This is a genomic window from Blastococcus colisei (assembly GCF_006717095.1).
GTDB classification, from domain to species: Bacteria; Actinomycetota; Actinomycetes; order Mycobacteriales; family Geodermatophilaceae; genus Blastococcus_B; species Blastococcus_B colisei.
Genome location: NZ_VFQE01000001.1, coordinates 3,134,893 through 3,160,190, shown reverse-complemented (window position 1 = coordinate 3,160,190; position 25,298 = coordinate 3,134,893). Strand labels below are relative to the sequence as shown.

General features: G+C 73.1%; 24 protein-coding genes. 16 read left to right on the top strand and 8 right to left on the bottom strand.

The annotated features are described in order from the left end of the window. Positions 1–17 precede the first annotated feature (17 nt). Complete coding sequence (locus FHU33_RS14970) at positions 18–383, top strand: DUF2784 domain-containing protein (RefSeq protein WP_142026050.1); 366 nt, start codon at positions 18–20, stop codon at positions 381–383. Here the strand turns inward: FHU33_RS14970 and FHU33_RS14965 are convergent, their stop codons facing one another. The 6 genes from FHU33_RS14965 to FHU33_RS14940 form a co-directional block, all read right to left on the bottom strand. Next, the gene (locus FHU33_RS14965; RefSeq protein ID WP_142026049.1) at positions 384–1,490 is read right to left on the bottom strand and encodes a glycosyltransferase; all 1,107 of its coding nucleotides are present in this window, start codon (positions 1,488–1,490) and stop codon (positions 384–386) included. It lies immediately after the preceding gene. A 59-nt stretch (positions 1,491–1,549) separates the two neighbouring features. After that, positions 1,550–1,987 (bottom strand): ester cyclase, encoded by a 438-nt coding sequence (locus FHU33_RS14960; protein WP_142026048.1) that lies wholly within the window; start codon positions 1,985–1,987, stop codon positions 1,550–1,552. 87 nt (positions 1,988–2,074) lie between these two features. Beyond that, the gene (gene panB, locus FHU33_RS14955) at positions 2,075–2,905 is read right to left on the bottom strand and encodes a 3-methyl-2-oxobutanoate hydroxymethyltransferase (RefSeq protein WP_142026047.1); all 831 of its coding nucleotides are present in this window, start codon (positions 2,903–2,905) and stop codon (positions 2,075–2,077) included. After that, positions 2,902–4,755, bottom strand: a complete 1,854-nt coding sequence (locus FHU33_RS14950) for an NAD+ synthase (protein WP_142026046.1) — start codon at positions 4,753–4,755, stop codon at positions 2,902–2,904. The genes panB and FHU33_RS14950 overlap by 4 nt, the downstream gene beginning before the upstream one ends. A 58-nt stretch (positions 4,756–4,813) precedes the next feature. After that, the gene (locus tag FHU33_RS14945) at positions 4,814–5,281 is read right to left on the bottom strand and encodes a GNAT family N-acetyltransferase (protein WP_246063659.1); all 468 of its coding nucleotides are present in this window, start codon (positions 5,279–5,281) and stop codon (positions 4,814–4,816) included. Positions 5,282–5,364: 83 nt separating this feature from the next. Then, entirely contained in the window at positions 5,365–6,291 is a 927-nt protein-coding gene (locus tag FHU33_RS14940) for a universal stress protein (RefSeq protein ID WP_142026045.1), read from the bottom strand. 150 nt (positions 6,292–6,441) lie between these two features. On the opposite strand from FHU33_RS14940, the gene FHU33_RS14935 reads away from it, so the two are divergent. The 6 genes from FHU33_RS14935 to FHU33_RS14910 all read left to right on the top strand — a co-directional run bounded on the left by FHU33_RS14935 (position 6,442) and on the right by FHU33_RS14910 (position 13,740). After that, on the top strand, positions 6,442–6,876 hold the full coding sequence (locus FHU33_RS14935; protein ID WP_142026044.1) for a MarR family winged helix-turn-helix transcriptional regulator: 435 nt from the start codon (positions 6,442–6,444) through the stop codon (positions 6,874–6,876). Positions 6,877–7,004: 128 nt separating this feature from the next. Beyond that, a complete protein-coding gene (glnA, locus tag FHU33_RS14930) occupies positions 7,005–8,345 on the top strand; it encodes a type I glutamate--ammonia ligase (RefSeq protein WP_142026043.1) in 1,341 nt (446 codons plus the stop codon). Between the two features lie 54 nt (positions 8,346–8,399). Further along, on the top strand, positions 8,400–9,131 hold the full coding sequence (locus tag FHU33_RS14925) for a type 1 glutamine amidotransferase (RefSeq protein WP_142026042.1): 732 nt from the start codon (positions 8,400–8,402) through the stop codon (positions 9,129–9,131). After that, on the top strand, positions 9,128–12,271 hold the full coding sequence (locus FHU33_RS14920) for a bifunctional [glutamine synthetase] adenylyltransferase/[glutamine synthetase]-adenylyl-L-tyrosine phosphorylase (RefSeq protein WP_142026041.1): 3,144 nt from the start codon (positions 9,128–9,130) through the stop codon (positions 12,269–12,271). The genes FHU33_RS14925 and FHU33_RS14920 overlap by 4 nt, the downstream gene beginning before the upstream one ends. A gap of 121 nt (positions 12,272–12,392) precedes the next feature. Further along, entirely contained in the window at positions 12,393–12,728 is a 336-nt protein-coding gene (locus FHU33_RS14915; protein WP_211355140.1) for a CDGSH iron-sulfur domain-containing protein, read from the top strand. Between the two features lie 124 nt (positions 12,729–12,852). Beyond that, positions 12,853–13,740, top strand: a complete 888-nt coding sequence (locus FHU33_RS14910; protein WP_142026040.1) for a bile acid:sodium symporter family protein — start codon at positions 12,853–12,855, stop codon at positions 13,738–13,740. Positions 13,741–13,809: 69 nt separating this feature from the next. On the opposite strand, the gene FHU33_RS14905 is transcribed toward FHU33_RS14910, so the two are convergent. Next, positions 13,810–15,360, bottom strand: a complete 1,551-nt coding sequence (locus FHU33_RS14905) for a methyl-accepting chemotaxis protein (protein WP_142026039.1) — start codon at positions 15,358–15,360, stop codon at positions 13,810–13,812. A gap of 106 nt (positions 15,361–15,466) precedes the next feature. Then, a complete protein-coding gene (locus tag FHU33_RS14900) occupies positions 15,467–16,525 on the bottom strand; it encodes an iron-containing redox enzyme family protein (RefSeq protein WP_246063657.1) in 1,059 nt (352 codons plus the stop codon). A 29-nt stretch (positions 16,526–16,554) separates the two neighbouring features. Here FHU33_RS14900 and FHU33_RS14895 point away from each other — a divergent pair, with 29 nt between their 5' ends. The 9 genes from FHU33_RS14895 to FHU33_RS14855 all read left to right on the top strand — a co-directional run bounded on the left by FHU33_RS14895 (position 16,555) and on the right by FHU33_RS14855 (position 25,234). After that, the gene (locus FHU33_RS14895) at positions 16,555–17,400 is read left to right on the top strand and encodes an SDR family oxidoreductase (RefSeq protein WP_142026038.1); all 846 of its coding nucleotides are present in this window, start codon (positions 16,555–16,557) and stop codon (positions 17,398–17,400) included. 134 nt (positions 17,401–17,534) lie between these two features. Continuing rightward, on the top strand, positions 17,535–18,443 hold the full coding sequence (locus FHU33_RS14890) for an FAD binding domain-containing protein (protein WP_142026037.1): 909 nt from the start codon (positions 17,535–17,537) through the stop codon (positions 18,441–18,443). A 1-nt stretch (position 18,444) separates the two neighbouring features. After that, the gene (locus FHU33_RS14885; protein ID WP_142026036.1) at positions 18,445–18,915 is read left to right on the top strand and encodes a (2Fe-2S)-binding protein; all 471 of its coding nucleotides are present in this window, start codon (positions 18,445–18,447) and stop codon (positions 18,913–18,915) included. Beyond that, entirely contained in the window at positions 18,912–21,209 is a 2,298-nt protein-coding gene (pucD, locus tag FHU33_RS14880) for a xanthine dehydrogenase subunit D (RefSeq protein WP_142026035.1), read from the top strand. Before FHU33_RS14885 ends, pucD begins: the two co-directional genes overlap by 4 nt. A gap of 96 nt (positions 21,210–21,305) precedes the next feature. Beyond that, positions 21,306–21,782, top strand: coding sequence for a DUF1353 domain-containing protein (locus FHU33_RS14875; protein WP_246063655.1), 477 nt, complete (start codon positions 21,306–21,308; stop codon positions 21,780–21,782). 264 nt (positions 21,783–22,046) lie between these two features. Continuing rightward, a complete protein-coding gene (locus tag FHU33_RS14870) occupies positions 22,047–22,463 on the top strand; it encodes a hypothetical protein (RefSeq protein WP_142026033.1) in 417 nt (138 codons plus the stop codon). 54 nt (positions 22,464–22,517) lie between these two features. Beyond that, positions 22,518–23,642, top strand: coding sequence for a 5-methyltetrahydropteroyltriglutamate--homocysteine S-methyltransferase (locus FHU33_RS14865; protein WP_142026032.1), 1,125 nt, complete (start codon positions 22,518–22,520; stop codon positions 23,640–23,642). A gap of 23 nt (positions 23,643–23,665) precedes the next feature. Beyond that, on the top strand, positions 23,666–24,481 hold the full coding sequence (locus FHU33_RS14860; protein ID WP_170182463.1) for a mechanosensitive ion channel family protein: 816 nt from the start codon (positions 23,666–23,668) through the stop codon (positions 24,479–24,481). Between the two features lie 24 nt (positions 24,482–24,505). Further along, complete coding sequence (locus tag FHU33_RS14855; protein ID WP_142026030.1) at positions 24,506–25,234, top strand: glutamine amidotransferase; 729 nt, start codon at positions 24,506–24,508, stop codon at positions 25,232–25,234. Positions 25,235–25,298: the final 64 nt, after the last annotated feature.

Genomic DNA, 25,298 nt, shown 5'->3' with positions numbered 1-25,298 from the left:
GGTGCGAGACTGCGGGCGTGCTGCTCGCGAACGCCGTGGCGGTGCTGCACGCCGCTGCGGTGCTGTTCATGCTCACCGGCTCGCTGCTCGCGCTGCGATGGCCGCGCGTGCTGTGGCTGCACGTGCCGGTCAGTCTGGCGATCCTCGGCCTGTACCTCACCGGCTCCGACTGCCCGCTGACGACCTGGGAGCTCGCGCTTCGGGAGCGCGCAGGTGAGCCCGGCTACCGCGGCGGCTTCATCGGGCACTACATCACCGAGCCGCTGGGGTTTCCGATCGAGGCGACGTCCACCCAGGTCGGCATCTACGTCGTGGCGTTCGTGCCCAACCTGATCGGCTACGGCCTGCTCCTGAGCAGGCACGCCGTTCGCACGCCGGTCTGATCAGCGCGTCAGGGCCACCAGGTCGTCGATGACCTCGGCAGGGTCCGGCATCGCCGCGATCTGGGCGGCCAGCACCCGTGCGGCGGCGGCCAGGGCATCGTCGGTGGCCAGCCGCTCCAGGTCGCGGGCGGTGATGCGGTCGACCGGCACCGCCAGCCCGGCGCCGCTGCGGGCGAGCAGCTCACCGTTCACGCGACGGTCGCCGGCCCCGGGCACGAGCAGCTGGGGGATCCCGGCGGTCAGCGCCGTGAGGAGCGTGCCGGCGCCGCCGTGGTGCACGGCGCCGGCGGCCGCCGGGAAGACGGCGGGGAAGGGCAGCCAGTCCGTCGCCCGCACGTTGGCCGGTAGGGGGCGGCCGGCCACCCGCTTGTCGGGGCGGGCCAGTACCACGTCGACGTCGGCGTCCGCGGCGGCAGCCACCACGTTGCTCATCAGCCGGTCGGGACGAGGATCGGCCACGGTGCTCCGGCTGACCACGATCCGCGGCCGTTCGCCGGGCCGGGTCAGGTCCGGCGGCGCCGGAGTGTTCCCGCCGGCCTCCGGGACGAAGCGCAACGGACGCCCCGACGCCGGCTCCACCAGGCCAGCTGGGGCCAGGTTCAGCACCTCGGCCGGGGGCGGTACCCGTGTCGCCGATCCCAGTGCTGACACCGTCGAGGCGAACAGCTCCTCGGCGTCGAACAGCGTCATGTTGACCAGCGCCACAGGGACGCGGCGGAACGCCGCGACGACGCCTCCGGCAACGGCGAACGGCTCCTGGACGACGAGGTCGGGCGCCCACTCCTCGGCCAGTGCCCCCACACCGTCGACCATCCGAGCGGCGAGGCCGGCGAACAGCATGCCCACGAAGCGGGTGCCCCGGTCCCGGCCGTCGGCCCCGCGCACGGCCAGCACCGGGTGCCGCAGGGCGACCTTGCCGAACGAGGGGCCCACCGTCAGGCCCGGTGCGACGTCGCGGACCTCGAGACCGCCCGACCGCGCGGCGGACATGCCCTCCGGGCCGGTGCCCAGCAGGACCTCGTGCCCGGCGGCGCAGAAAGCGCGGGCGAGCGGGAGCAACGGCAGGACGTGCCCCACCATCGGGGAGGCGACGAACAGGACACGCACCGGTCGAGGCTCCCGTACCGGAGAACTTTCGGGCAGCCCTTCACGCGCGACGCTGCGGTCTACGGGACGGCAGACGCGACGTCCCGGCCGACCTGGTGCAGCAGCCAGACGAAATCGTCGTTGCGCCACCACTCGACGACCTTGCCACCGGACAGCCGGTAGATGTCCGTCCCGCCCCAGCGGACGTGCGCCCCCGTCGGCTCAATCCCCGCCAGCGCACCGGTGTGCGTGCCGGTCGCGGTCCACCGGGCGGCGACCAGATCATCCTCGGCGAGCAGGTGGTCGAGGCGGATGCGGAGGTCCGGGAAGCTGGCGCGAAAGCCGTGGAAGGCCTCGCGAAGAGCATCGAGGCCCACGGTGTCGGGTGCTGCGCCCGGCGTCCCGGGATGCACGTGGACGTCGTGGCCGACGAAGTCCGACAACAGTTCCGCTCGGTGCGCGTTCACGCACTCCTCGACCAGACGCCGGACGACGTCCTTGTTGTCCTCGATGGCCATGGACCACCGTCGCACCGGGTGACCGCGAACGACAGGGTCCGCGGCCTCTGGCCGGTGGGAGCACACTCGCTGGAGCGAGGGTGGCACCTACTCGAAGGAGTGCTCGGGCCCCGGGAACACGCCGTTGTGCACCTCGTCGGCGAACTCGCGGGTGGCCCGCAGCAGCTCCCCGCGCAGGTCGGCGTACTTCTTCACGAACTTCGGCACCCGGCCGCCGTTGAGCCCGGCCATGTCCGGCCAGACCAGCACCTGGGCGTCGCAGTCGACGCCGGCGCCGATGCCGATGGTCGGGATGGACAGCTCCTTGGTGACCTGGCCGGCGATCTCGGCAGGCACCATCTCCAGGACGACGGCGAACGCCCCGGCCTCCTGGACCGCGTGCGCGTCGGCGAGCAGCTGCTCGGCGCCGGCGCCGCGGCCCTGCACCCGGAAGCCGCCGAGGGCGTTCTCGCTCTGCGGCGTGAAACCGATGTGTGCCATCACCGGGATGCCGGCGTCGTGCAGCAGCTTGATCTGGGGCGCGACCCGCGCACCGCCCTCGAGCTTGACCGCCTGCGCGCCGCCCTCCTTCAGGAACCGGACGGCGGTGTCGAACGCCTGCTGCGGGCCGGACTCGTAGCTGCCGAACGGTAGGTCGCCGACGATCAGCGGACGCCTGGTCGAGCGGGTCACCGCCTTGGTCATGACGAGGAGATCGTCCACCGTGACGGGGACGGTGCTGCTGTACCCGAGGACGACGTTGCCCGACGAGTCGCCCACCAGGAGCACCGGGATCCCGGCCTCCTCGAAGATGGCCGCGCTGTAGGTGTCGTAGGCGGTGAGCATCGCCCACTTCTCGCCCCGCTCCTTGGCCTGCTGCAGGTGGTGCACGCGGACGCGCGCGGAGGACTGCCCGCCGTAGACGACCGACTCAGTCATGCGTGCTCTACTCCTTCGCGGACGGTGGGCAGGGTCTCCCGCCACCGGTTGGTGATCGGGAGGCGCCGGTCGCGGCCGAACGCCTTCAGGCTGATCTTCGTTCCTGGCGCCGACTGGCGGCGCTTGAACTCCGCGGCGTCCACCAGACGGAGGACCCGGGCCACCACCTCGGGGCCATGCCCGCGCTCGAGCAGCTCGGCCATCCCGAGGTCGCGGTCGACGTAGTCGACGACCACGGCGTCGAGCTCCTCGTAGGACGGCAGCGAGTCGCTGTCCTGCTGGCCCGGTGCGAGCTCGGCCGACGGCGGCTTGTCGATGGAGTTCTGCGGGACCGGCTCGGTCTCCCCGCACTCGCGGGCATGGGCGTTGCGCCAGCGCGCCAGCTCCCACACCAGGGTCTTGGGCACGTCCTTGATCGGCGCGAAACCACCGGCGGAGTCGCCGTAGAGCGTCGAGTACCCGACGGCGACCTCGCTCTTGTTGCCCGTGGTCAGCAGCAGGTGCCCGTGCTGGTTCGACAGCCCCATGAGCAGCGTGCCCCGCACCCGGGCCTGGAGGTTCTCCGCAGCGACGCCGGTCAGCTCGGCGGCCCCGTGGAAGGCGTCGACCATCGGTGCGATCGGCACCACCGAGTAGTGCAGGCCGACCCGCGTCGCGAGGTCCTCGGCGTCGGCGAGGGAGTGCTCACTGGACCACTTCGACGGCAGTCCCACCCCGTGCACGCGGTCGGCTCCGAGCGCGTCGGCGGCGAGGACGGCGACCACCGCGGAGTCGATGCCGCCCGAGAGGCCCAGCACGACCGAGGGGAAGCCGTTCTTGTCGATGAAGTCCCGCAGGCCCAGGACCAGCGCCCGCCAGACCTCCTCGCAGTCGCTGAGCGGGTCCGCGACCGTGCCGGTGCGCGGTTCGAAGGCGGGCACCGGCTCCTCCGACACGGTGTGCCGGGTGACGGTCATCGGCCCGATGCGGCCGTCCCGGCGCTCGGGGGCGACCGACGGGTCGACCGTCAGGTCGACGGTGAGCAGGTGCGCGACGAACTGCGGCGCGCGCGCCAGCAGCGCCCCGTCGGCGGCGACGATCATCGAGTCGCCGTCGAAGACGAGTTCGTCCTGCCCGCCGACCTGGTTGCAGTAGACGATCGGGGCCCGCGCCTCGGCCGCCCGCCGGCGCACCATCGGCAGCCGCAGGTCGTCCTTGGCCCGCTCGTAGGGCGAGGCGTTGGGGGAGACGACGAGGTCGACTCCGGCCTGACCGGCGACGCCGCACGGGCCGCCCTCGACCCAGAGGTCCTCGCAGATGGTCAGCGCGACGTCGACGCCGTGCAGCCGGACGACCGGCAGCTCCGTGCCCGGCACGAAGTACCGCGCCTCGTCGAAGACGCCGTAGTTGGGCAGGTGCCGCTTGTAGTAGTGGGCCACGACCCGCCCGCCGTGCAGCAGGGCCGCGGCGTTGCGGGGGGTGCCGGTGCGGGGGTTGGCGTCGCCCGGCAGCTCGGCGTCGTCCTCCCGTTCGCCGTCGGGCGTCGCAGCGGCCGGTCCCGGGGCGCCGTCCGGGCTGTGCGCCAGGTACCCGACGACGACGGCGACGTCTCCCAGGCCCTGCTCGGCCAGCGTGCGGGCCAGGTCTGCGACGGCCTGCTCGCTGGCGTGCCCGAACGACTCGCGCAGCACCAGGTCCTCCGGCGGGTAGCCGGTCAGCGTCATCTCGGGGAACACCACGAGATGGATGCCGTCCTCGGCGGCCTTCGCCGTCCAGGTGGTCACCAGCTCCGCGTTGCCCGCGATGTCACCGACGCGGGTGTCGATCTGGGCCAGGCCCACCCTGAGCTGCCTCGTTCGCTGATCGCTCACGGCGTCAGTCTGGTGGTCTGCGGTGGTCGGCTGCCAGACGGGTCGGCTGTCTCGATGATCACGGTCGCCAGAAGGCCACGACCTTGGTGCGCAGCTCGGCGCCCAGTCGCCGGTAGAAGCGGTGCGCGGCCACGTTGTCCTCGCGCACCTCCCACCGGACGGCCAGCTGCTCGGGCGCGGCCAGGGCGGCCAGCTCCGTCATGAGCAGCCGGCCGACGCCGGCGCTCCGGTAGCCCTTCCGCACGAACAGGTCGTCCAGGCCGAGGATGTCGCGCCCCAGCCACAGGTGCAGCCGGCGGACGGCGGACACGTAGCCGGCCGGCTCGCCGTCCCGCTCGGCGAGCAGTACGACGACGTCCGGCCGGGCGAGCATCGCCGTCCAGGTGTCGACGTCGCTCGCGACGTCGCTGACGTCCCCCTCGTGCGCCGCGATCTCGCGGACCATCAGCAGGACGGTGGCGGCGTCGTCGGGGCCGGCGCGCCGGACGTCGACCCGACTGGCCGTCGTACGCAGGCGCGGCATCATGGCCGAAGCATGCCGGTCCCATGGGCGCCGAGGCCAGAGCCGGAGGCCGGCGCGTCCCCCGGGAAGACTGCTGTGCGGGCCGGTCACCGGCTGGAGAGGCGGCGCACCCCACGGCGCGTGGTCGCCGTACCCCACCCCTCGTGGCCCACGACCACGACGGGGCTACCGACCCTGGCCAGCACGGCCGGGCCCACCGCTCCGAAGCCCCTGGTCAGCGGATGCCGGCCGGGGGCACCCAGCACGACGAGTGCGGCACCGTCGGAGACGGCGACCAGCGCCGAGGCGGCGTCGCTCGATCGCACGTCCGCCGTCACCGGCACGTCGGGGAACTCCGCCCGCCACGGGGCCAGCGTCCGGTCCACCAGCCGGAGCGCGTCGGCCTCGGTCGCGACGCGGCAGGCGCAGACCCCTTCGAGGTCTGCGGGCGGGTCGGCGGTCCACGCGTGCACGACCGCCAGCGCGATGCCCCGCTGACGCGCCGCCCGGACGGCGAACCCGACCGCCGCGCCGGAGGTGGGCGTGCCGTCGATGCCCACGACGACCCGGGGGGACGGTCGCGGCCCGGCGGCCCGGGGGAGGGCGCCCACCACGGTGACCGGGCACGCAGCGACGGCCGCGAGCCGCAGCCTGGCGCGCACGGCCCGGACCCGGCTGAACGGATCGGAGGAGTGGCCGCCGAGCACGAGCAGTCCCGCCGTCCGGCTCTCGTGCAGCAGGACCCGCCGGGTCGAGCCCGGCACCAGGGCCGTCTCCACCACGAGGTCGGCGGCGACCGCCCGGGCCCGTCTCAGCGCGTCGTCGAGCAGCTGCGCCGCCGTGGTGCGTGGTGGTGGGACGTCGGCCGGCGGTGCGAGTCCGAAGGGGTCCACCGGGAGCGGGGTGCGGAACGGGTGCACCAGACGCAGCGACAGGCCTCGGGCCGCAGCCTCGGCCGCAGCCCAGTCGAGGGCGTCCTCGGAAGCGGTGGGAACCGGCACGACCACCGGCGGACGGTCCGCCGGGCTGCTCATCGCCGTCCCCGTACCGGTCCACCGGGCTCGTCGAACACGAGGGCCTCCTCGCCGACCGCCGGGCGAGGGACGCCCGGAGTTCCGCGAACGTATCGCAACACGATAAATATCGGTAGCACCGTGGCCGCGGTCCCGTGATGTGATGGCGCCGTGGCGGGCGAGGACGAGCACTCCGGCGCCGCGCCGTTGACCAAGGCGGATTTCGAGGCGCTGGCCCGCTTCCGGTTCGGTATCCGGCGCTACCTGCGTTTCAGCGAGGAGATCGTGCGCCGGCACGGGCTGACTCCCCAGCAGTACCAGCTGCTGCTGGCGCTCAAGGGCTTTCCCGGGCGGGACTGGGCCACGGTCGGCGAGCTCGCCGACCGGCTGCAGCTGCGGCACCACAGCGTCGTCGAGCTGGTGAACCGGGCGCAGTCCCAGGAGCTCGTCGAGCGGGCCGCGCATCCCGACGACGCGCGCTCGGTCCGCGTGCTGCTCACCGCCGAGGGGGAGCGGGTGCTGGGCCGGCTCGGCGCGCTGCACCGGAACGAACTCCAGCGCCTGGACACGGTCCTGGCCCCGCCGGACTGGCACACGACCGGTTGATCCGGGGGCCGGCATCGCCTGCTCCGCGGCGCGTCCGGCTGTGTACGGGGTACCCCGAAGGGGCAGGCTTGGGGTCGACAGCAGGCGACGTCACATCCTGGAAACGAGCGGACGCGAACATGCCGAGCATGGACCGACAGCAGGAATTCGTCCTGCGGACCCTGGAAGAGCGCGACATCCGGTTCGTCCGGTTGTGGTTCACCGACGTCTCCGGCTACCTGAAGGCCGTGGCGGTGGCGCCGGCCGAGATCGAGGCGGCGTTCGCCGAGGGCATCGGCTTCGACGGCTCGGCGATCGAGGGCTTCGCCCGCGTCTACGAGTCCGACATGCTCGCCAAGCCCGACCCGGGCACCTTCCAGGTGATGCCCGCGGCGAAGGGCGGCCCGAGCGACACCGCGCGGATGTTCTGCGACATCACGCTGCCCGACGGGTCACCGGCCTGGGCCGACCCGCGGCACGTGCTGCGCCGCACGCTGGCCAAGGCCGCCGACATGGGCTTCACCTTCTACACCCACCCCGAGGTGGAGTTCTTCCTGCTGAAGGACCTGCCGTCGGACGGCTCGCCGCCCGAGCCCGCCGACACCGGTGGGTACTTCGACCTGTCCACGCACAACGTGGCGCACGACTTCCGGCGCGAGGCGGTCTTCGCGCTGGAGGCGATGGGCATCTCGGTGGAGTTCAGCCACCACGAGGTCGCGCCGGGCCAGCAGGAGATCGACCTGCGCTACGCCGACGCGCTGTCGATGGCCGACAACATCATGACGCTGCGGCACGTGGTCCGTGAGGTCGCGCTCACCCAGGGCGTGCACGCGACATTCATGCCCAAGCCGTTCACCGAGCTGGCCGGCTCGGCCATGCACACCCACCTCTCGCTGTTCGAGGGCGACCGCAACGCCTTCCACGACGCGGCCGACCCGATGCGGCTGTCCACCACCGGCAAGCAGTTCATCGCGGGTCTGCTCACCCACGCCCGCGAGTACACCGCCGTCACCAACCAGACGGTGAACTCCTACCGGCGGCTGCTGGCCGGCACCGAGGCGCCCACGGCGGCGACCTGGGGCCGGGCCAACCGGTCGGCGCTGGTGCGGCTGCCCTCCTACAAGCCGAGCAAGGCCCAGTCGGCCCGCGTGGAGGTCCGGTCGCCGGACTCGGCCTGCAACCCGTACCTGACCTTCGCCGTCCTGCTGGCCGCCGGGCTGCGCGGCATCGAGAAGGGCTACGACCTGCCGCCCGAGGCCGAGGACGACGTCTGGTCGCTCACCGACACCGAGCGGCGCGCTGCCGGCTACGAGGACCTGCCGGTCTCCCTCGGCGAGGCGCTCACCGCGATGCAGGGCAGCGAACTGGTCGCCGAGACGCTGGGCGAGCACGTCTTCGAGCACTTCCTGCGCAACAAGTGGGAGGAGTTCAACTCCTACCGGCAGAACGTCACGCCCTTCGAGCTGCGGCGCTACCTGCCCGGCCTCTGAAGGGCGTTAATGGCCATAAACGCCCCTGGGCCGACGGGAACTAACCTCGTCGGCGTGAAGCGCCTGCTCGTCGTCGTCGTGCACGAGACCGACCCCTCGGCCCGCCTCGGCGCCTGGCTGCGCGATGCCGGTCTGGAGCTCGACGAGCGCCACGTGGACGCCGGTGGGTCCCTGCCGGCCACCCTGGACGGCTTCGACGGGCTCGTGGTCCTCGGCGGTCCGCAGTCGGCGATGGACGACAAGGCGACCAGCCCCGAGCTGGTCGGCGTCCGGGCGGTGCTGAGGCAGGCGCTCGACGCCGACCTCCCCACCCTGGCGATCTGCCTCGGCGCCCAGCTGCTGGCCGAGGTCGGTGGTGGGAAGGTCCGCAAGGGCATCGACGGGCCGGAGGTCGGGGCCCTCCTCGTGGCGAAGCGCGACGCCGCGGACACCGATCCGCTGTTCCGCCCGCTGCCCCTCACGCCGGACGTGCTGCAGTTCCACCACGACGAGATCTCCGAGCTGCCTACCGGGGCCACGCTCCTGGCGAGCAGTCCCATGTACGCCAACCAGGCCTTCCGCGTGGGCAGGCACGTCTACGGTATGCAGTTCCACATCGAGACGACGCCGGAGATCGTCCACGAGTGGGCCGAGCGGGACGTGGTGGGAGTGGCGGCCAGCCCGTACGACCGCGAAACGATCTGCCTCCTGTCCGACGCCGCCCATCCGCACATCGAGGAAGCCTGGCGACCGTTCGCCGGCCGGTTCGCCGAGCTGGTCCGCGCGCGCACGCAGCAGGCAGCGTGACGACCCCCGAGACGGAGATCCCGCGGCGGGCGGTCGTCCGGCTGATCCGCTTCGGGTTCGAGGACGGCGCCCGTGCCGCGCTGCTCCTGTCGGACCCGGCGCTGGGCCTCTGGGACCTCGAACGCAACGAGCCGGCCGACCCGGAGGCCGGTCCGGTGGTGGCCGCACTGGCCCGGGCCGGCGACCCCGACCTGGCCCTGCGGTCGCTGCACCGCCTGGTGGAGGCGCTGGACTCGACCGACTCCTCCGGGGAGGCCGCCGCCGCGCTCCTGGCGCACCTGCGCGGATCCGGCCTGTTGCGCAGCCGGCTGCTGTCGGTGCTGGGCGCGAGCTCCGGGCTGGCCGATCACCTCGCCGCCCACCCCGGCGACTGGACCGCCCTCGAGGACGACGGGGAGGGGATCTTCCGCGGCTCCACCGGGCCGTCGGCCCAGGAGCTGCAGCGGCGGATGCTGGCCGCCGTGGGCGCCGACCCGGACGACCCGCCCTGGGGGGTCCGGCTCGGCAAGGCGGCCCCCGACGCCTCGGCGGAGCGGATCCGGCAGCTCCGGCTGGCCTACCGCCGGGCCATCCTGTCGCTGGCCGGCCGCGACCTGGGGGAGGGGTTGCCGGCGGAGGAGGCCGCCGCCGAGCTCGCCGACATCGCCGCCGCCGTCCTGACCGCGGGGCTGGCCTTGGCCGTGGCCGAGCAGCCGGCGTCGGCCGCGCCGTGCCGCCTGGCCGTCATCGCACTCGGCAAGACCGGCGGCCGCGAGCTGAACTACGTCAGCGACGTCGACGTCGTCTTCGTCGCCGAGCCCGTCCACCCCAGCGATTCCGAGAGCGCGGCCCTGTCCAGCGCGACCCGGGTGGCCGCGGCCCTGATGCGGATCTGCCACGAGGCGGCGTGGGAGGTCGACGCCGCGCTGCGCCCGGAGGGCAAGGCCGGCGCGCTGGTCCGGACCCTTGCCGGGCACCAGGCCTACTACGAGCAGTGGGCCAGCACGTGGGAGTTCCAGGCCCTGCTGAAGATGCGGCCGGTCGCCGGGGATCCCGACCTCGGCCGGGCCTACGTCGAGGTGCTCTGGCCGCTGGTGTGGAAGGCCGGCGACCGGCCGGGCTTCGTGGGTGAGGTCCAGGCCATGCGCCGCCGGGTGGAAGCCAACATCCCGCCCGCCCAGGCCGAGCGCGAGCTCAAGCTCGGCCGCGGCGGGCTGCGCGACGTCGAGTTCGCCGTCCAGCTCCTGCAGATGGTCCACGGCCGGGCGGACGCGTCGCTGCGGGTCGGCGGCACGCTGCCGGCACTGCAGGCGCTCTCGGCCGGCGGCTACGTGGGCCGGGAGGACGCCGCGACCCTCATCGCGTCCTACCGCTTCCTGCGCACCGTCGAGCACCGGCTGCAGCTGCTCCGGCTGCGCCGGACCCATCTGCTGCCCACCGACGAGCAGCAGCTGCGCTGGCTGGCGCGCTCCCTCGGCTACAAGCCCGACCACCGCGGGGAGGCGGTGGACGTCCTGGACGCCGAGATGAACCTGCACACCCGCGAGGTCCGCCGGTTGCACGAGAAGCTCTTCTACCGGCCGCTGCTCTCGGCGGTCGCCCGCGTCCCCGGTGAGCACCTGCAGCTCGGCTCCAAGGCGGCGGGGGACTGGCTGCGCGCCCTCGGCTTCGCCGACCCCGACGGCGCCCTGCGCCACCTGGCCGCCCTCACCGGCGGGGTGTCCCGCTCGGCGTCGATGCAGAAGTACCTGCTGCCGGTGCTGCTCCAGACCTTCGCGTCCTGCCCGAACCCGGATGCGGGGCTGCTCGCCTACCGGCAGGTCAGCGAGGCGCTCGGCGGCAACCAGTGGTACCTGCGCCTGCTGCGTGACGAGGGGCAGGTCGCCGAGCGGCTCGCGCACCTGCTCGGGTCCAGCCAGTTCGTCGCCTCCCTGCTGACCCGCACGCCCGAGGCGCTGCGCCTGCTGGCCGACGACGAGCAGCTCGAGCCCCGCGACGCCGCGGCGCTGGCCGGTGCCTGGCGGCAGGCCGCCGGGCGCGCCCCGGACCCGGAGTCCGGGATCCGGGTGCTGCGCGGCCTGCGCCGGCACGAGCTGCTCCGGGTCGCCGCCGCCGACCTGCTCGGCCGGCTGGACGTGGTCCGGCTGGGGCAGGCGCTGACCGACATCGCGGCCGCCACCCTGCAGGTCGGCCTGGACGTCGCGGTCCGGGCGCACGCGCTGGAGGCCGGCCTCGATGCCGCCGATCTGCCCATGGACATGGCGGTGATCGGCATGGGCCGGCTCGGCGGGCGCGAGCTGGGTTTCGGCTCGGACGCCGACGTGCTGTTCGTCCACCGCCCGCGGGCGGTCGGGGGCGGTGGGGCGGGAGGAGGCGCAGCCGACGAGGGGAAGGCGGCCTCGGCGGCCAACGCCGTCGCCCACACCCTCCGGCGGCTGCTGAGCGAGCCCGGGCCCGATCCGGCGTTCGAGGTGGACGCCGACCTGCGTCCCGAGGGCCGGCAGGGTGCGCTCGTGCGCAGTCTCTCGGCCTTCCGCGAGTACTACGAGCGGTGGGTGTCGGTCTGGGAGGTGCAGGCGCTGCTGCGCGCCGTCCCGGTCGCCGGTGACCCGCAACTGGGCGCCGACTTCGTCACCATGATCGACCCGATCCGCTACCCGGAGGGCGGCCTCACCGACGAGCAGGTCGCCGAGATCCGCCGGATCAAGGCTCGCGTGGAGCGGGAGCGGCTGCCGCGCGGAGCCGATCCGGCCACGCACACGAAGCTCGGCCGGGGCGGCCTGGCCGACGTCGAGTGGACCGCCCAGCTCCTCCAGCTGCAGCACGCCGCCGAGATCCCGGCGCTGCGGGTGCAGCCGACGGGCGAGGCGCTGCACGCCCTGGGGGACGCCGACCTGCTCGATCGCGAGGACGGCGAGGCGCTGCGCGCGGCGTGGGAACTGGCCGCCCGTGCGCGCAACGCCATCTTCCTGGTGCGCGGGCGGGCCAGCGATCAGCTTCCCCGGCCCGGGCTGGAACTGGCCGGCGTCGCCCGCGCCTGCGGCTACGGCCCGGACATGGATCCCGGACAGTTCCTCGACGACTACCGGCGCACCTCGCGGCACGCCCGGAGCGTCGTCGAGCGGGTGTTCTACGGGCAGCGGGCGGCCGGCCGAACCTGAGCCGTGCCCGCATGACCCGCTCGCCCGCACCGGAGGACCCTGCCGCCGGGGTAGGTCCCCCGTGCGGGTCCGGCTACCCCGGCGGCGTGTGCCGGGCGGGCGGGCGGGGCAGGGTGGAGGCGTGACGCGACACCTCTCCGCCGAGCCCGAGCTGGTCGACGAGGCCGGGTCGCCTGCCGAGGTCGATGCCGGTCCTGGCGACGACGCGGGGGCGACGATCACGCCGTACCGGGACGGGCCCCTGATCGTGCGCGGGGACTTCCGGCTGGTCGACCAGGACGGCGTGGAGATCGACCCTGGTCGCGCCACGATCGCGCTCTGCCGGTGCGGGAAGTCCGGCATCAAGCCCTTCTGCGACGGCGCGCACAAGCGGTCCGGGTTCTCGGCTCCGAGCGCACCGAGCCGGCCGCGTCCCGCGGCACAGCTCCAGCGCGAGACCCGCCGATCCGAGGACTGACTCGACCGGCTGTTCACCCGGGCGTGTCCGACGGTCGGACAAGTGGTCGGCGATGACGCAGGATGCACGGAACGTCCTGGCGGACCGTCCCCCGGGGTCCTCCGCCGCCTGATCGGAGGGTTCCGTGGATTCGCCACTCGCCACCGTCCTGCTGCCCGCAGCACTCGCGATCGTGATGCTGGGCCTGGGACTGTCCCTGACCCTGGGCGACTTCGCCCGGGTGGGGCGTTCGCCCAAGGCCGTGGTCATCGCGCTGGGGCTGCAGCTGCTGGTGCTGCCCGCGGTCTGCTTCGGCATCGTGCTCGCCTTCGACCTGCCGCCGATCCTCGCCGTCGGGATGCTCCTCCTGGCCGCCTCGCCCGGGGGCACGACCGCCAACCTCTTCAGTCACCTGTTCCGCGGCGACGTGGCCCTGAACATCACGCTGACCGCGGTCAACTCGATGATCGCCGTCATCACGCTGCCGGTGATCACCAATCTGGCCATCGCCTGGTTCGACCCCGCCGCGGCGGGCTCGCTCGGCCTGCAGTTCGGCAAGACCGTCCAGGTCTTCGCCGTGGTGCTCGTCCCGGTCGCGATCGGGATGCTGGTCCGGCAGCGTGCCGCGGAGTTCGCCGACCGCATGGACAAGCCGGTGCGCATCCTCTCCGCGGTCGTCCTCGCCCTGGTGATCGTGGGCACGATGGTGGCCGAGCGGGAGAACATCACCGGCTACCTGCGCGCCATCGGGGTGCCGGCGCTGCTGTTCTGCGGGCTCAGCCTGCTGATGGGTTTCCTGGTCCCACGTGCGCTGGGCGTCGTGCAGCGGCAGGCCATCGCCAGCGCGTTCGAGATCGGCATCCACAACAGCACGCTCGCCATCGCGGTGGCGATCAGCGTGCTGGGCAGCATCGAGCTCGCCGTGCCCGCGGCGGTCTACGGGGTCCTGATGTTCCCCGTCGCCGCGGTCTTCGGCTGGGCGATCACCCGGTCCACGCGCGGCCCCGTGCCCGCAGCGGCCCCCCGGGCATAGGTACCTATACATGCGGATCCGACCTCGATTCGCATGTATAGGTACCTATGCCTGAGGTCAGGCGGAGGCTCAGCGTCCGGTGTCGAACGCCTTCGCCATCTCCACCTGCTCCTCGAGCACCTCGCCGATGCGGGCCTGGACGGCGTCCAGCTCTCCGATGACCTCGCTCGTGGCGTGGATGCCGGCGGAGACCGAACGGCTGCTGTTCTGGATCCCGGCGACCTGCTCGGAGACGCGCTGGGTGGCGCCGGCGGTCTCGCGGGCGAGGTCCTTCACCTCGCTGGCGACCACCGCGAAGCCGCGACCGAGCTCGCCCGCCCGCGCCGCCTCGATGGTGGCGTTGAGCGCGAGCAGGTTGGTCTGGTCGGCGATGGCGCCGATGATGCGGATGACGTCGTCGACGGCCGTCGAGGCGGTGCCCAGGGCCTCGACCTCGGCGGTCATGGACGACGCCTGCGCGACGGCCTTCTCCGCCACCCGGCCTGCGTCGTCGGCCGCCTGGCGGAGGCGGTCGACGGTCTCCAGCAGGGCCCGGGAGTTGACGGCGTCCGCCTCGGCGCGACGCAGGATGTCCAGGCGCTGGGAGACCAGCTGGGCCACGTTGCGCAGGGCCGACGCCCGCGACTCCGACAGCTCGATGGTCTCGGTGACGAAGAAGTCCATGGTGCCGATGACGCGCCCGCCTGCGGTGACCGGGAAGCACACCCCCGACCGGACGCCGGCCCGCTGGGCGGCCGGTGCGCGTACGCAGTCGGTCACCTCGGCGAGGTCGCGCACGAACACCAGGTCGCGCTGCCGCCACGCCCGGCCGGAGAGACCGACGCCCTCGGCGAAGCTGGCGCTCAGCGTGACCTTCCGGAACTCGTCGCCGGCCGAACCGGACTCCACGTCGAAGCGCAGGACGTTCTCGGCCTCGTCCAGCGCCCAGAACGAGCCGTAGGCCCAGCCGAACGCCGTCCGCACCGTCTCCAGCGCGGTGCGCAGGGCCTCCGCCTCGTCACGCGCCTCGCCGACCTTGGCCACGACGGTCGTGACGGCGAGCCGGTCGTCGAGGTTCTCCCGTAGCTGCGCGGTGGCCAGAGCACTGCGCCGGGCGTGCCCGACCAGCCGGCCGATGGCCTCCCACTTCTCGGCGCGCCCGCCGAAGAAGGGCAGCTCCCGGCGGCTGTAGTACTCGAGGACGGCGGTGACCTTGCCGTCCTCCACGACGGGGAGGAAGCAGCCCTGGCGTGCGCCGGCCGCGGCGGCGGTCGCCCACCGGGGGCACCCGGAGGTGCTGGACGTGCCGTCCATCAGCACGGTGCGGTGGTCGCGGAGCGCCTCCCCGCCGTAGCCCGCACCGGAGACCATCGCGGTGCCCTCGACCCAGGCCGCCGCCATCGTGGGGGCGAGGTCGCCCTCGGTCACCCGCAGCACGAGCTCGCCCGATCGGTCGGGCAGCCACGCGGCGCCGTAGGCGAGGTCGAGGGACTCGACCAGGCTGCGCTTGATCCGCTCGTGGGCGGCGACCTCGTCGCTGACGTCAGTGCCGAGCGCCGCGATCACCCGCTCCAGCGCCTCGACGTCCTTCGGGAACACGGCGGTCGCCGGCTGTCCCGACGTGCCCTGACGACCCCACATGTGCGCTCCTGTTGTTCCGATACCGTCGGTTCCGACCGAACAAAGGTTCGGCACCAGTGGTCCGGACTCCAGTCGTACGCAACGGATCGCTGCGCGATCGAAAATCTCAGGCGGCGAGCGTGCGCTCCGTCCGCAGGGCGGACCGCCCCGTCTCCCAGGCGCCGAGCAGGTGAACCGCGGCGACTCCGTCCATGGCCAGGGAGCACGCCGCCCCGAACAGGACGTCGGCCGCGAGGTCGGGCTCACCGGAGACGAGGGAACCGCACATGTCGACCGACGCGATCTGCTCGTGCACCGCGTCGGCCTCGACGTGCTCGTCGTAGAACACGGTGACCCGCTCGTCGAACCCGAGGCGCCGCAGGCCGGCCGAGTAGCGCCGACTGGGCTCCGAGGAGGTCATCTCGACCGCCGTCAGGTGGCCGAGGGCGGCGCCGCGCCAGCGACGGTGCAGGCCGAACAGCGACATCGTGTTCACCGACGCGAATGCTGCGGCGGGGGACTCGTCCCACAGCGCGCCGTAGCGGGAGTCGAGGCCGAGGGAGTCCATCAGGCCGGCGAACAGCTCGCTGTGCATGCGCGCGGCGGAGCCCCCGCCGTACTCGTCGGCCTGGATCTCGACCATGGCCGCCTTGGCCCGACCGGACAGCCGGGGGATGGCGAAGGTGTGCGGGTCGCCCTCCTTGAGGTGGTAGACCGACCGCAGCGTCAGGTACTCGCGCCACTGCTCGAGGGTGCCCTGCTTCGCCATGAAGGAGGACAGCGACGGACCGTCGTCGGCGGCGATGAGTGCCGTCAGCTGGCGGTCGATGGACCCGTCGGTGACCTCGAGCCGGCCGACGAGCTCGCGCAGCGCGGCCAGGTGCCGACGTTCGAGCCCGGCGCGCAGGCGCAGCAGGGCCGGATCCCACTCCCAGTCCTCGGAGACGCCGTCGAAACCGCGGTAGTGCAGCTCGTAGAGGACGGCGAGGCTGATCTGCAGGTCCTCGTCGGTCAGCGCGCACGCGCCGCCGGACGCCATCCGGTCGGCCCGCTCGATCGTCGTCGAGGACAGTGCGGTGCGGGTGGCCAGGTCGCGGCAGAGGGCCTCGCTCAACGGACCGCGTGACTCGGGCAGGTGCATGGTCCCGATCATGCCCGCCGACCCGGAAACGATGCGCCCGCGCATGTGATGTCCCCCGCGGGTAGTACCCGGCCATGACCCGTCCGTGGAATCGCGTCGTGCTCGTCACCGGCGGTAGTGCCGGGATCGGCCGCGCGACCGTGGCGCGGCTCGCCCAGGAGGGGGCCCGGGTGGTCACCTGCGCCCGTCACGGGGAGCGGCTGGACGAGGCGGTCGGCGGGCTGGCGGGAGTCTCGGGGGTGGTGGCCGACGTCGCCGACCCGGCCGACCGGGCGATGCTGGTCGACCGCGTCCTCGAGGAGCACGGTCGCCTGGACGCCGTCGTCCTCAACGCCGGTCTCGGGTGGGCCGGGCTGCTCGAGGACATGCCGGGGGAGGCGGTCGAGGGGATCGTCGCGGTCAACCTCACCGGGGTCATCGAGGTGACCCGGCTGGCGCTCCCGCACCTGCTGATAGCTGCCCGTGAGCGGGGCCGCGCCGACGTGGTGGCGGTGTCCTCGGTGGCCGCGTGGTCGCAGGTGCCTCCGCTGACGGTCTACTCGGCCACCAAGGCGGGAGTCCACGGATTCGTGAAGGGACTGCGCCGGGAGGTGACCGCGCGGGGCGTCCGGGTGCACACCGTCAACCCGTTCTTCGTCCGGACCGAGTGGCTGGCCCGTGGGCACGGGCACGCACCGGGGTCCGACGCCGATGCCCGTGGTCGCCTCTCCCGCGGGATCGCACCGGTTCGGGTGGCCGAGGCGATCGGCACATGCCTGACGGCGTCGCGGTCGCGGACGGTCGCCGTCCCCCGGTGGGCCGGGTTGGCCCGCTTGGGGGAGGCGCCGCCGGTGAACCGGCTGCTGGACGCGGTGCTCTCCCGCCAGACCGACCGGATCCGGGCGCTCGCCGCGCGCTCGGTCGACGCACGCACCGACTGAACGGGTCACGGCTGACCGGCCACCGCCAGTGGTCGTCGCGCGGTCCGGTAACACTGGCCGTGGCGCCCTTGCCACGCCCCGCCCGGAGCGGTTGTCTCCAGCAAGACGACCGGCGGACACGGTGAGGGGCATCGATGGACTTCCTGCAACCGACGTCGTGGGCCGACGCCCTCGCCGTCCGTGCCGAGCGGCGCGACGCGGTGCCCATCGCGGGAGGCACCGACGTCATGGTCGACCTCAACTTCGACCGTCGCCGCCCGGGCGCCCTGCTGGACCTGGGCCGGGTGCCCGAGCTGCGGGAGTGGTCGGTCGACGACGGCGCCGGTGGGGTGGGTGGGGGCAGCTGGGTCCGGCTGGGCGCGGGCGTGCCCTACTCACGGATCATCGACGACCTGGCGGTACAGCTGCCCGGTCTGGCCATGGCCGCCCGCACCGTGGGCTCCCCGCAGATCCGCATCCGCGGGACGGTCGGCGGCAATCTCGGCTCGGCGTCGCCCGCCGGTGACGCGCATCCGCCGCTGCTGGCGGCCGGCGCGGTGATCGAGGTGGAGTCCGCGGCGCGAGGAGTGCGCCGGATCCCGGCGGCGGAGTTCTACACCGGGGTGAAGCGCAGCGCACTGGACGAGGACGAGCTGATCGCAGGGGTCCTGGTCCCGACGGCGGTGGGGCCCCAGCAGTTCTGCAAGGTCGGCACCCGCAACGCGATGGTCATCGCGGTGTCGGCGTTCGCCTGCGCCCTGCATCCCGACCGGCGGGCGGTCGGCACCGGTATCGGCTCGGCCGCCCCCACGCCGCGCCGGGCGCGGGAGGCCGAGGAGTTCCTGGCCGGCGAGCTGGACGCCGCCGGGCTCTGGGATTCCCGCGCGGAGCTGCCCGAGCCGCTGGCCCGAGCCTTCGGGGAGCGGGTCGCTGCCGCGTCGTCCCCGATCGACGACGTCCGGGGGAGTGCGGCCTACCGGCGGCACTCCCTGTCGGTGATGGCCCGGCGGGCCGCCATGTGGGCGTGGGCCCAGTACCAGCACGACCTGCGGAAGGCGGCCTGACATGCGGATCACCACCACCGTCAACGGGATCCAGCACGAGGTGGACGACGTCTGGCCGGGCGAGAGCCTGCTCTACGTGCTGCGCGAGCGCATGGGCCTGCCCGGGTCGAAGAACGCCTGCGAGCAGGGGGAGTGCGGCTCCTGCACCGTGTACCTCGACGGCGAGCCGGTCTGCTCCTGCCTGGTCGCGGCCGGCCAGGTGATCGGCCGCGAGGTGACGACGGTCGAGGGGCTGGCCACGGACGAGGGGCTCCATCCGGTGCAGGAGGCCTTCGTCGAGGCCGGCGCCGTGCAGTGCGGCTTCTGCACACCCGGGTTGCTCGTCGCGGCCCACGACCTGCTCGAACGGGTGCCCCAGCCCTCCGACCTGGAGATCCGGGAGGCGCTGGCGGGCAACCTCTGCCGGTGCACCGGCTACGAGAAGATCCTCGACGCCGTCCGGCTGGCCGCAGCGCGGCAGGCGCAGGCATGAGCACCGACGCCGGCACGCGGACGACGACCACCACCCCACCGGGCCGGATCGGGGACAGTCCGCTGCGCCCGGACGGGACCCTCAAGGTCACCGGCGAGTTCGCCTACGCCAGCGACCTCTGGCACGACGACATGGTGTGGGGCGTGACCCTGCGCAGCCCCCACCCGCACGCGCGCATCCGGGGCGTCGACATCACCGAGGCGCTGACGGTGCCGGGCGTCACCGCGGTGCTCACCGCCGACGACGTCCCCGGGGAGAACGCCGTCGGCCTCGAGCACGCCGACCAGCCGGTGCTGGCCTCGGAGTTCGTGCGTTACGAGGGGGAACCGGTCGCGCTGGTGGCCGCCGACCACCCCGAGACCGCGCGTCGGGCCGCGGCCCGGATACGGGTCGACTACGAGGTGCTGCCCGCGGTCACCGATCCTCGCCGCGCCATGGACTCCGACGCGCCGCCGGTGCACCGGCCGGGCAACCTGGTCCGGCACCTGCAGCTCCGTCGTGGCGATCCCGCGGCCACCGCACCGGTGGTCGTGTCGCTCGACTTCGAGGTCGGCATGCAGGACCAGGCCTTCCTCGGCCCGGAGTCCGGGCTCGCCGTCCCGGCCGAGGACGGCGGCGTCGACCTGTACGTCGCCACGCAGTGGCTGCACGTCGACCAGCGGCAGATGTGCCTGGCGCTGGGCATGCCGAGCGAGCTGGTGCGGCTGCACCTGGCCGGCGTCGGTGGCGCGTTCGGCGGGCGGGAGGACCTGTCGGTGCACGTGCACGCCTGCCTGCTGGCGCTGCGCACCGGCAGGCCGGTGAAGATGTCCTACGGCCGGGAGGAGTCCTTCTTCGGTCACGTCCACCGGCACCCGGCGTGGCTGACCTACGAGTTCGGCGCCGAGCGCGACGGCACCCTGGTCTACGCCCGGACCCGTGTCCTCCTCGACGGCGGGGCCTACGCGTCGTCGACCGCGGCGGTGGTGGGCAACGCCGGCACGCTCGGGCTGGGCCCGTACCGGATCCCGAACGTGGCCGTCGACGCGTTCGGGGTGTTCACCAACAATCCGCCCTGCGGCGCGATGCGCGGGTTCGGCTGCGTGCAGGCGGCGTTCGCGCACGAGGCGCTGATGGACGACCTCGCCGACGCCGTCGGGCTCGACCGGGTGGCCATCCGGCAGCTCAACGGGATGAGCGAGGGCGACCGCAACATCACCGGCCAGGTCATCGACTCCGCGGCGCCCGTCGCCGAACTGCTGCAGATCGTACACGACCTGCCCATGCCCGCTCCGCTGCCGGCGGACCCGGACCTGCGCTCGCTGCCGGGGTCGGTCGGCAACACCACGCACGGCGAAGGCGTCGTCCGCGGCGTCGGCTACGCCGTGACCTACAAGAACGTCGGGTTCTCCGAGGGCTTCGACGACTACTCGACCGCCCGCGTACGCCTGGAGATGACCGGCGGCGAGGCGGTGGCCACCGTGCACACCGCGGCCGCCGAGGTCGGGCAGGGCCTGATCACCGTCGAGCAGCAGATCTGCCGCACCGAACTCGGCGTGGAGCGGGTCGTCGTCCACCCCAAGAACACCGCCGTCGGATCGGGGGGCTCCACGTCGGCGTCCCGCCAGACGTACGTGACCGGGGGAGCGGTGAAGGCGGCGTGCGAGGCGGTGCGGGCCGTCGTCCTGAAGCGGGCGACACTGTCCCTCCGCCGCGATGCCGCCGAGCTGCGGCTGGACGGCGAGAAGATCGTCGGGGCGTCGGGCGAGGTCCTCACCGGCCTGGCCGAGGTGCTCGGTGACGAGGCGGTCGAGGAGACGGTCGAATACCGGCACCGGCCCACGCACGCGATCGACCCGGAGACCGGGCAGGGCGACGCGCACGTGCAGTTCGCGTTCTCGGCGCACCGCGCGGTGGTCGACGTCGACGTCGAGCTCGGGCTGGTGAAGGTCGTCGCGCTGGACACCGCGCAGGACGTCGGCAAGGCGATCAACCCCGACGCGGTCGTCGGCCAGATCCACGGCGGCTCGGCGCAGGGCATGGGCCTGGCGCTGATGGAGGAGATCGTGGTGACCGACGGCCACGTGCGGAACCCGTCGTTCACCGACTACCTGATCCCGACCATCCTCGACATGCCGCCGATGCGGGTGAAGGTGCTCGAGTACGCCGACCCGCACGCGCCCTACGGCGTCCGCGGGGTGGGGGAGCCGCCGACGATCTCGTCGGGGCCCGCCGTGGCCGCCGCCGTCCGTGCCGCGTGCGGCAAACCGCTGCGCCGGGTGCCGATCCGCCCGGAGCACATCACCGGCACGTGAAGCTGCGGCGCGGCGGCGGGTGACCGACAGTGAGCCGTGCCCTTCCTCCCCGGATCTCTGACCGTCACCCGTGTCGACGCCGACAGGTGGGCTCTGGTGGACGTGCTGGTCTACCAGGGAAATCGTGACCGCTTCGTCGTCCCCGACGGGTTCGTGACCGACTTCGCGACGGTGCCCGCGCTGGTCCGCTGGCTCGTCCCGCGGTTCGGCACGTACACGCTGGCGGCGATCCTCCACGATTGGCTGGTCACGGAGGGCATCCGCTCGGGAGTGGTCACGTCCCGCCAGGCCGACGGCATCTTCCGGCGGGTGATGCGGGAGGCGGGAGTGCCGGTGCTGCGGCGCTGGCTGATGTGGGCCGGCGTGCGGTGGGCCGCCCTGACCAGCGAGCGGCGGCGGACCGGATGGCTGGTCAGCGCCCCCGGCGTACTGGCGATCTCGCTGCTGGCGGCTCCGCTGGTCCTGCCTCCGGCGCTTCTCATCGTGCCGGGGCTGTTGGTCCTCGCGCTGGCCGAACGGGTGGTGGCGCTGGTGGCCCCGACGAGGTCTCGGGAACTGGTCCTTCGAGTGTGACGATCCTGTTGTCTTACGGATCGTCGCGTTCCGGATCGGCGCAGACGGGTTACAGGGGGAGGGACCGACCGACCCCGAGCCGGAAGCAGGTCCCGCTGTATGCGCCACCTTCTCGTCGGAGCGTGCTCGCTATTCCTCCTGACCGCGTGCGGCGGCGGGGTGGCCGGCAGCCCGGCTCCGGCTCCGGCTCCGGCGGCCCCTGAGGGGGTAGCTCCGGTGGCTGCCGAGGAGACCGTCCGTTGCACGAACGCCGCAGGGTTCAGCGTGGCTCACCCCGCGGACTGGTCGGTCAACCGCGGCGACGTGCTGCCGGGGTGCAGTTGGTTCGCTGCGGAGCCCTTCACCGTGCCGGAGGCATCCGATGTGCGGCTCGCCGACATCACGCTGTCCGTGCAGCCGGGCACCGATCTGTTCGCGCGCTGGCCCGACGAGATCGCGCGCAGCACGGTCGAGGTCGGCGGCCGTCCGGCCCTCCGCGTGGAGCAGGTGACCGGCCCCGGCTTCTATCCCGAGGGCACCCCGATCACCACCTACGTCGTCGACCTCGGCCCGGCCCGGGACGGCGACGAGGTCCTCGTGGCCGACACGGTGGGACTGCCCGGCTCCGACCACGACCGCAACGTTGAGGTGCTCGACGCGATGATGGCCTCCCTGGCCCTGGACGGTGCCGGCCGCGTCTGAGGTGTCCCCGGGCAGGGGCTGCACGGCGGGCTCATCTGGGTCAAGCTGCCAGGCATGACCGACACCTCTGGCCCGCCGTTCCGCGCCGACCACGTCGGCAGCCTCCTCCGCCCGAAGAATCTGCTCGACGCCCGCGCGCGGCACGCCGCCGGGGAGATCGACGACGCGGAACTGCGAGGTACAGAGGACGCGGCGATCGCCGACGTCGTCCGGATGCAGGCCGACGTCGGGCTGCGGACGGCGACCGACGGCGAGTTCCGCCGGGCGTCGTGGCACATGGACTTCATCTACGCCATCGACGGCATCACGAAGGTGACCGACCAGAACATCGTCGTCCACTTCAAGAACCCCGACGGCAGCCTCGACTACACGCCGGCCGGCCTGCACGTCGACGGCCCGCTCAGGATCGACGAGCCGATCTTCGGTGCGGATTTCGGCTATCTGCAGTCGGTCGTGGGGGAGGGGCAGACGGCGAAGCTGACCATCCCGTCGCCGTCGATGGTCCACTACCGCGGCGGTGCGGCCGCGATCGATCCGGCGGTGTACCCCGACGAGGAGTCCTTCTGGAACGCGCTGTCCGCGGCCTACGCGCAGCAGGTGCAGGGGATCGCGGCCCAGGGCTGCACGTACCTGCAGCTCGACGACACCAGCCTGGCCTACCTCAACGACCCGCAGCAGCGCGCCGAGCTCGCCGCGCAGGGCCGGGACGCCGAGCACCTGCACGAGCGCTACATCAGGCAGATCAACGCGGCGCTCGCCGGCCGGCCCGAATCCCTGACGGTCACCACCCACCTGTGCCGGGGCAACTTCCGCTCCTCGTGGGTGGCCGAGGGCGGCTACGACTTCGTCGCCGAGGCGCTGTTCGGCGAGCTGGACGTCGACGGCTTCTTCCTGGAGTACGACGACGCCCGGTCCGGCGGCTTCGAGCCGCTCCGTTTCGTGCCCCCGGGCAAGCGCGTCGTCCTCGGCCTGGTGACGACGAAGCGGCCGGAGCTGGAGCGGAAGGACGACCTCAAGCGGCGGATCGACGAGGCCGCGACGTTCGTGCCGCTGGAGCAGCTGGCCCTGTCGGGGCAGTGCGGTTTCTCCTCGACCGTGGAGGGCAACTCCCTGACCCGTGACGAGCAGATCGCCAAGCTCGAGCTGATCGTGGAGACCGCCGAGGAGGTCTGGGGCTGAGCGCGTTCGATCCCTCGGGCACCGTGCTGGGTGCCGAGGAGGAGGCGATCATCGTCGAGCGGTCGATCGGCTGGACGGAAGGTCTCCAGGCCGCCGCGGTGCTGGTCGCCGCCCTCCTGCTGGCCGTTCTCCTCCGCCGTGGGCTGGTGCGGGTCATCGACCGGGACGCCGACCGGCACGCGGGCCGGCTGCTGGGCCGTTTCCTCAGCATCGCCGTCGTCGGGGTGGGGCTCGTCTACGCGCTCGACCTCCTCGGCGTGCGGATCGGACCTCTGGTCGGTGCCCTCGGCGTCGGGGGCATCGCCATCGCCTTCGCGGCGCAGGACATCCTGTCCAACTTCATCGCCGGCATCCTCCTGCAGGTGCGCCGTCCGTTCCGGGTCGGCGAGCAGATCGGCAGCGGCGACTACGAGGGCGTCGTCGACGACGTCAACCTGCGGACCACGGTGCTCAGCACCTACGACGGCCTCGTCGTCTACCTGCCGAACGCCGAGGTGCTGAAGAACCCGATCGTCAACTACACGCGGACGCCGATCAGTCGGACGTCCCTCACCGTGGGGCTGGCCTACGACACCGACCTGGAGCGGGCGCGCCGGGTGCTCCTGGACGCCTGCATCACGGCGGACGGAGTGCAGGCCGTGCCTCCACCGGAGGTGTGGGTGGAGGAGTTCGCCGACTCCTCCATCAACGTCGCGGTGCGCTACTGGCACCCGGCGGACATCGCCAGCCGCTGGCGGGTGCGCAGCGCGGTCGCGGTCTCGCTGAAGACAGCCCTGGACCGTGCCGGGATGACGATCCCCTTCCCGCAGCGGGTCATCTGGTTCCCCGAGAACGGGTGATGCAGCGGCCTAGGATCTCTGCCCGTGCGGCCCTTCCTCCTGCTCTCCTCCCGCGCGGAGGACGTGGCCGCCGACGGCGAGTACGCCGCCTTCCTGCGGTTCAGCGGGCTGCCGACCGAGCGGCTGCAGCGCATCCGCATGGATGCCGGGCCGCTCCCACCGATCGATCTCGACCACTACGCAGGAGTCTTCGTCGGCGGTGGGCCGTTCAACTCCAGCGACGAGGCCGGGTCCAAGTCCGCCGTCCAGCACCGGGTGGAGCGGGAGCTGTCGGCGCTGCTGGACGAGGTCGTGGCCCGGGACTTCCCCTTCTTCGGGGCCTGCTACGGCGTCGGCACACTGGGCGTGCACCAGGGCGGGGTCATCGACCGGACGTACGCCGAGCCGATCTCGGCGGTGCGCATCCGCCTCACCGATGCCGGCCGTGCCGATCCGGTGCTGGCCGGGATGGCTCCGGAGTTCGACGCCTTCGTCGGGCACAAGGAGGCCTGCAGCGTCCTCCCGCGCAACGCCGTCCTTCTGGCGGGCTCTGCCGCCTGCCCGGTGCAGATGTTCCGGGTGAAGGAGAACCTCTACGCGACGCAGTTCCACCCGGAGCTGGACGTCGAGGGCATCGTGACGAGGGTGCACGTCTACCAGCACGCAGGCTACTTCCCGCCGGCGGAGCGCGACGACCTGATCGCCCGCCTGCGGCCTGCCCTGGTGACCGAGCCGGGCCGGATGCTGGCCAACTTCGTGGCGCGCTACGGGTGAGGCCGGCTGCCCCGACAGGATGCCGCCGGTGACATCTCCGAGCGTGGGTACGTTGCGGTCGCTG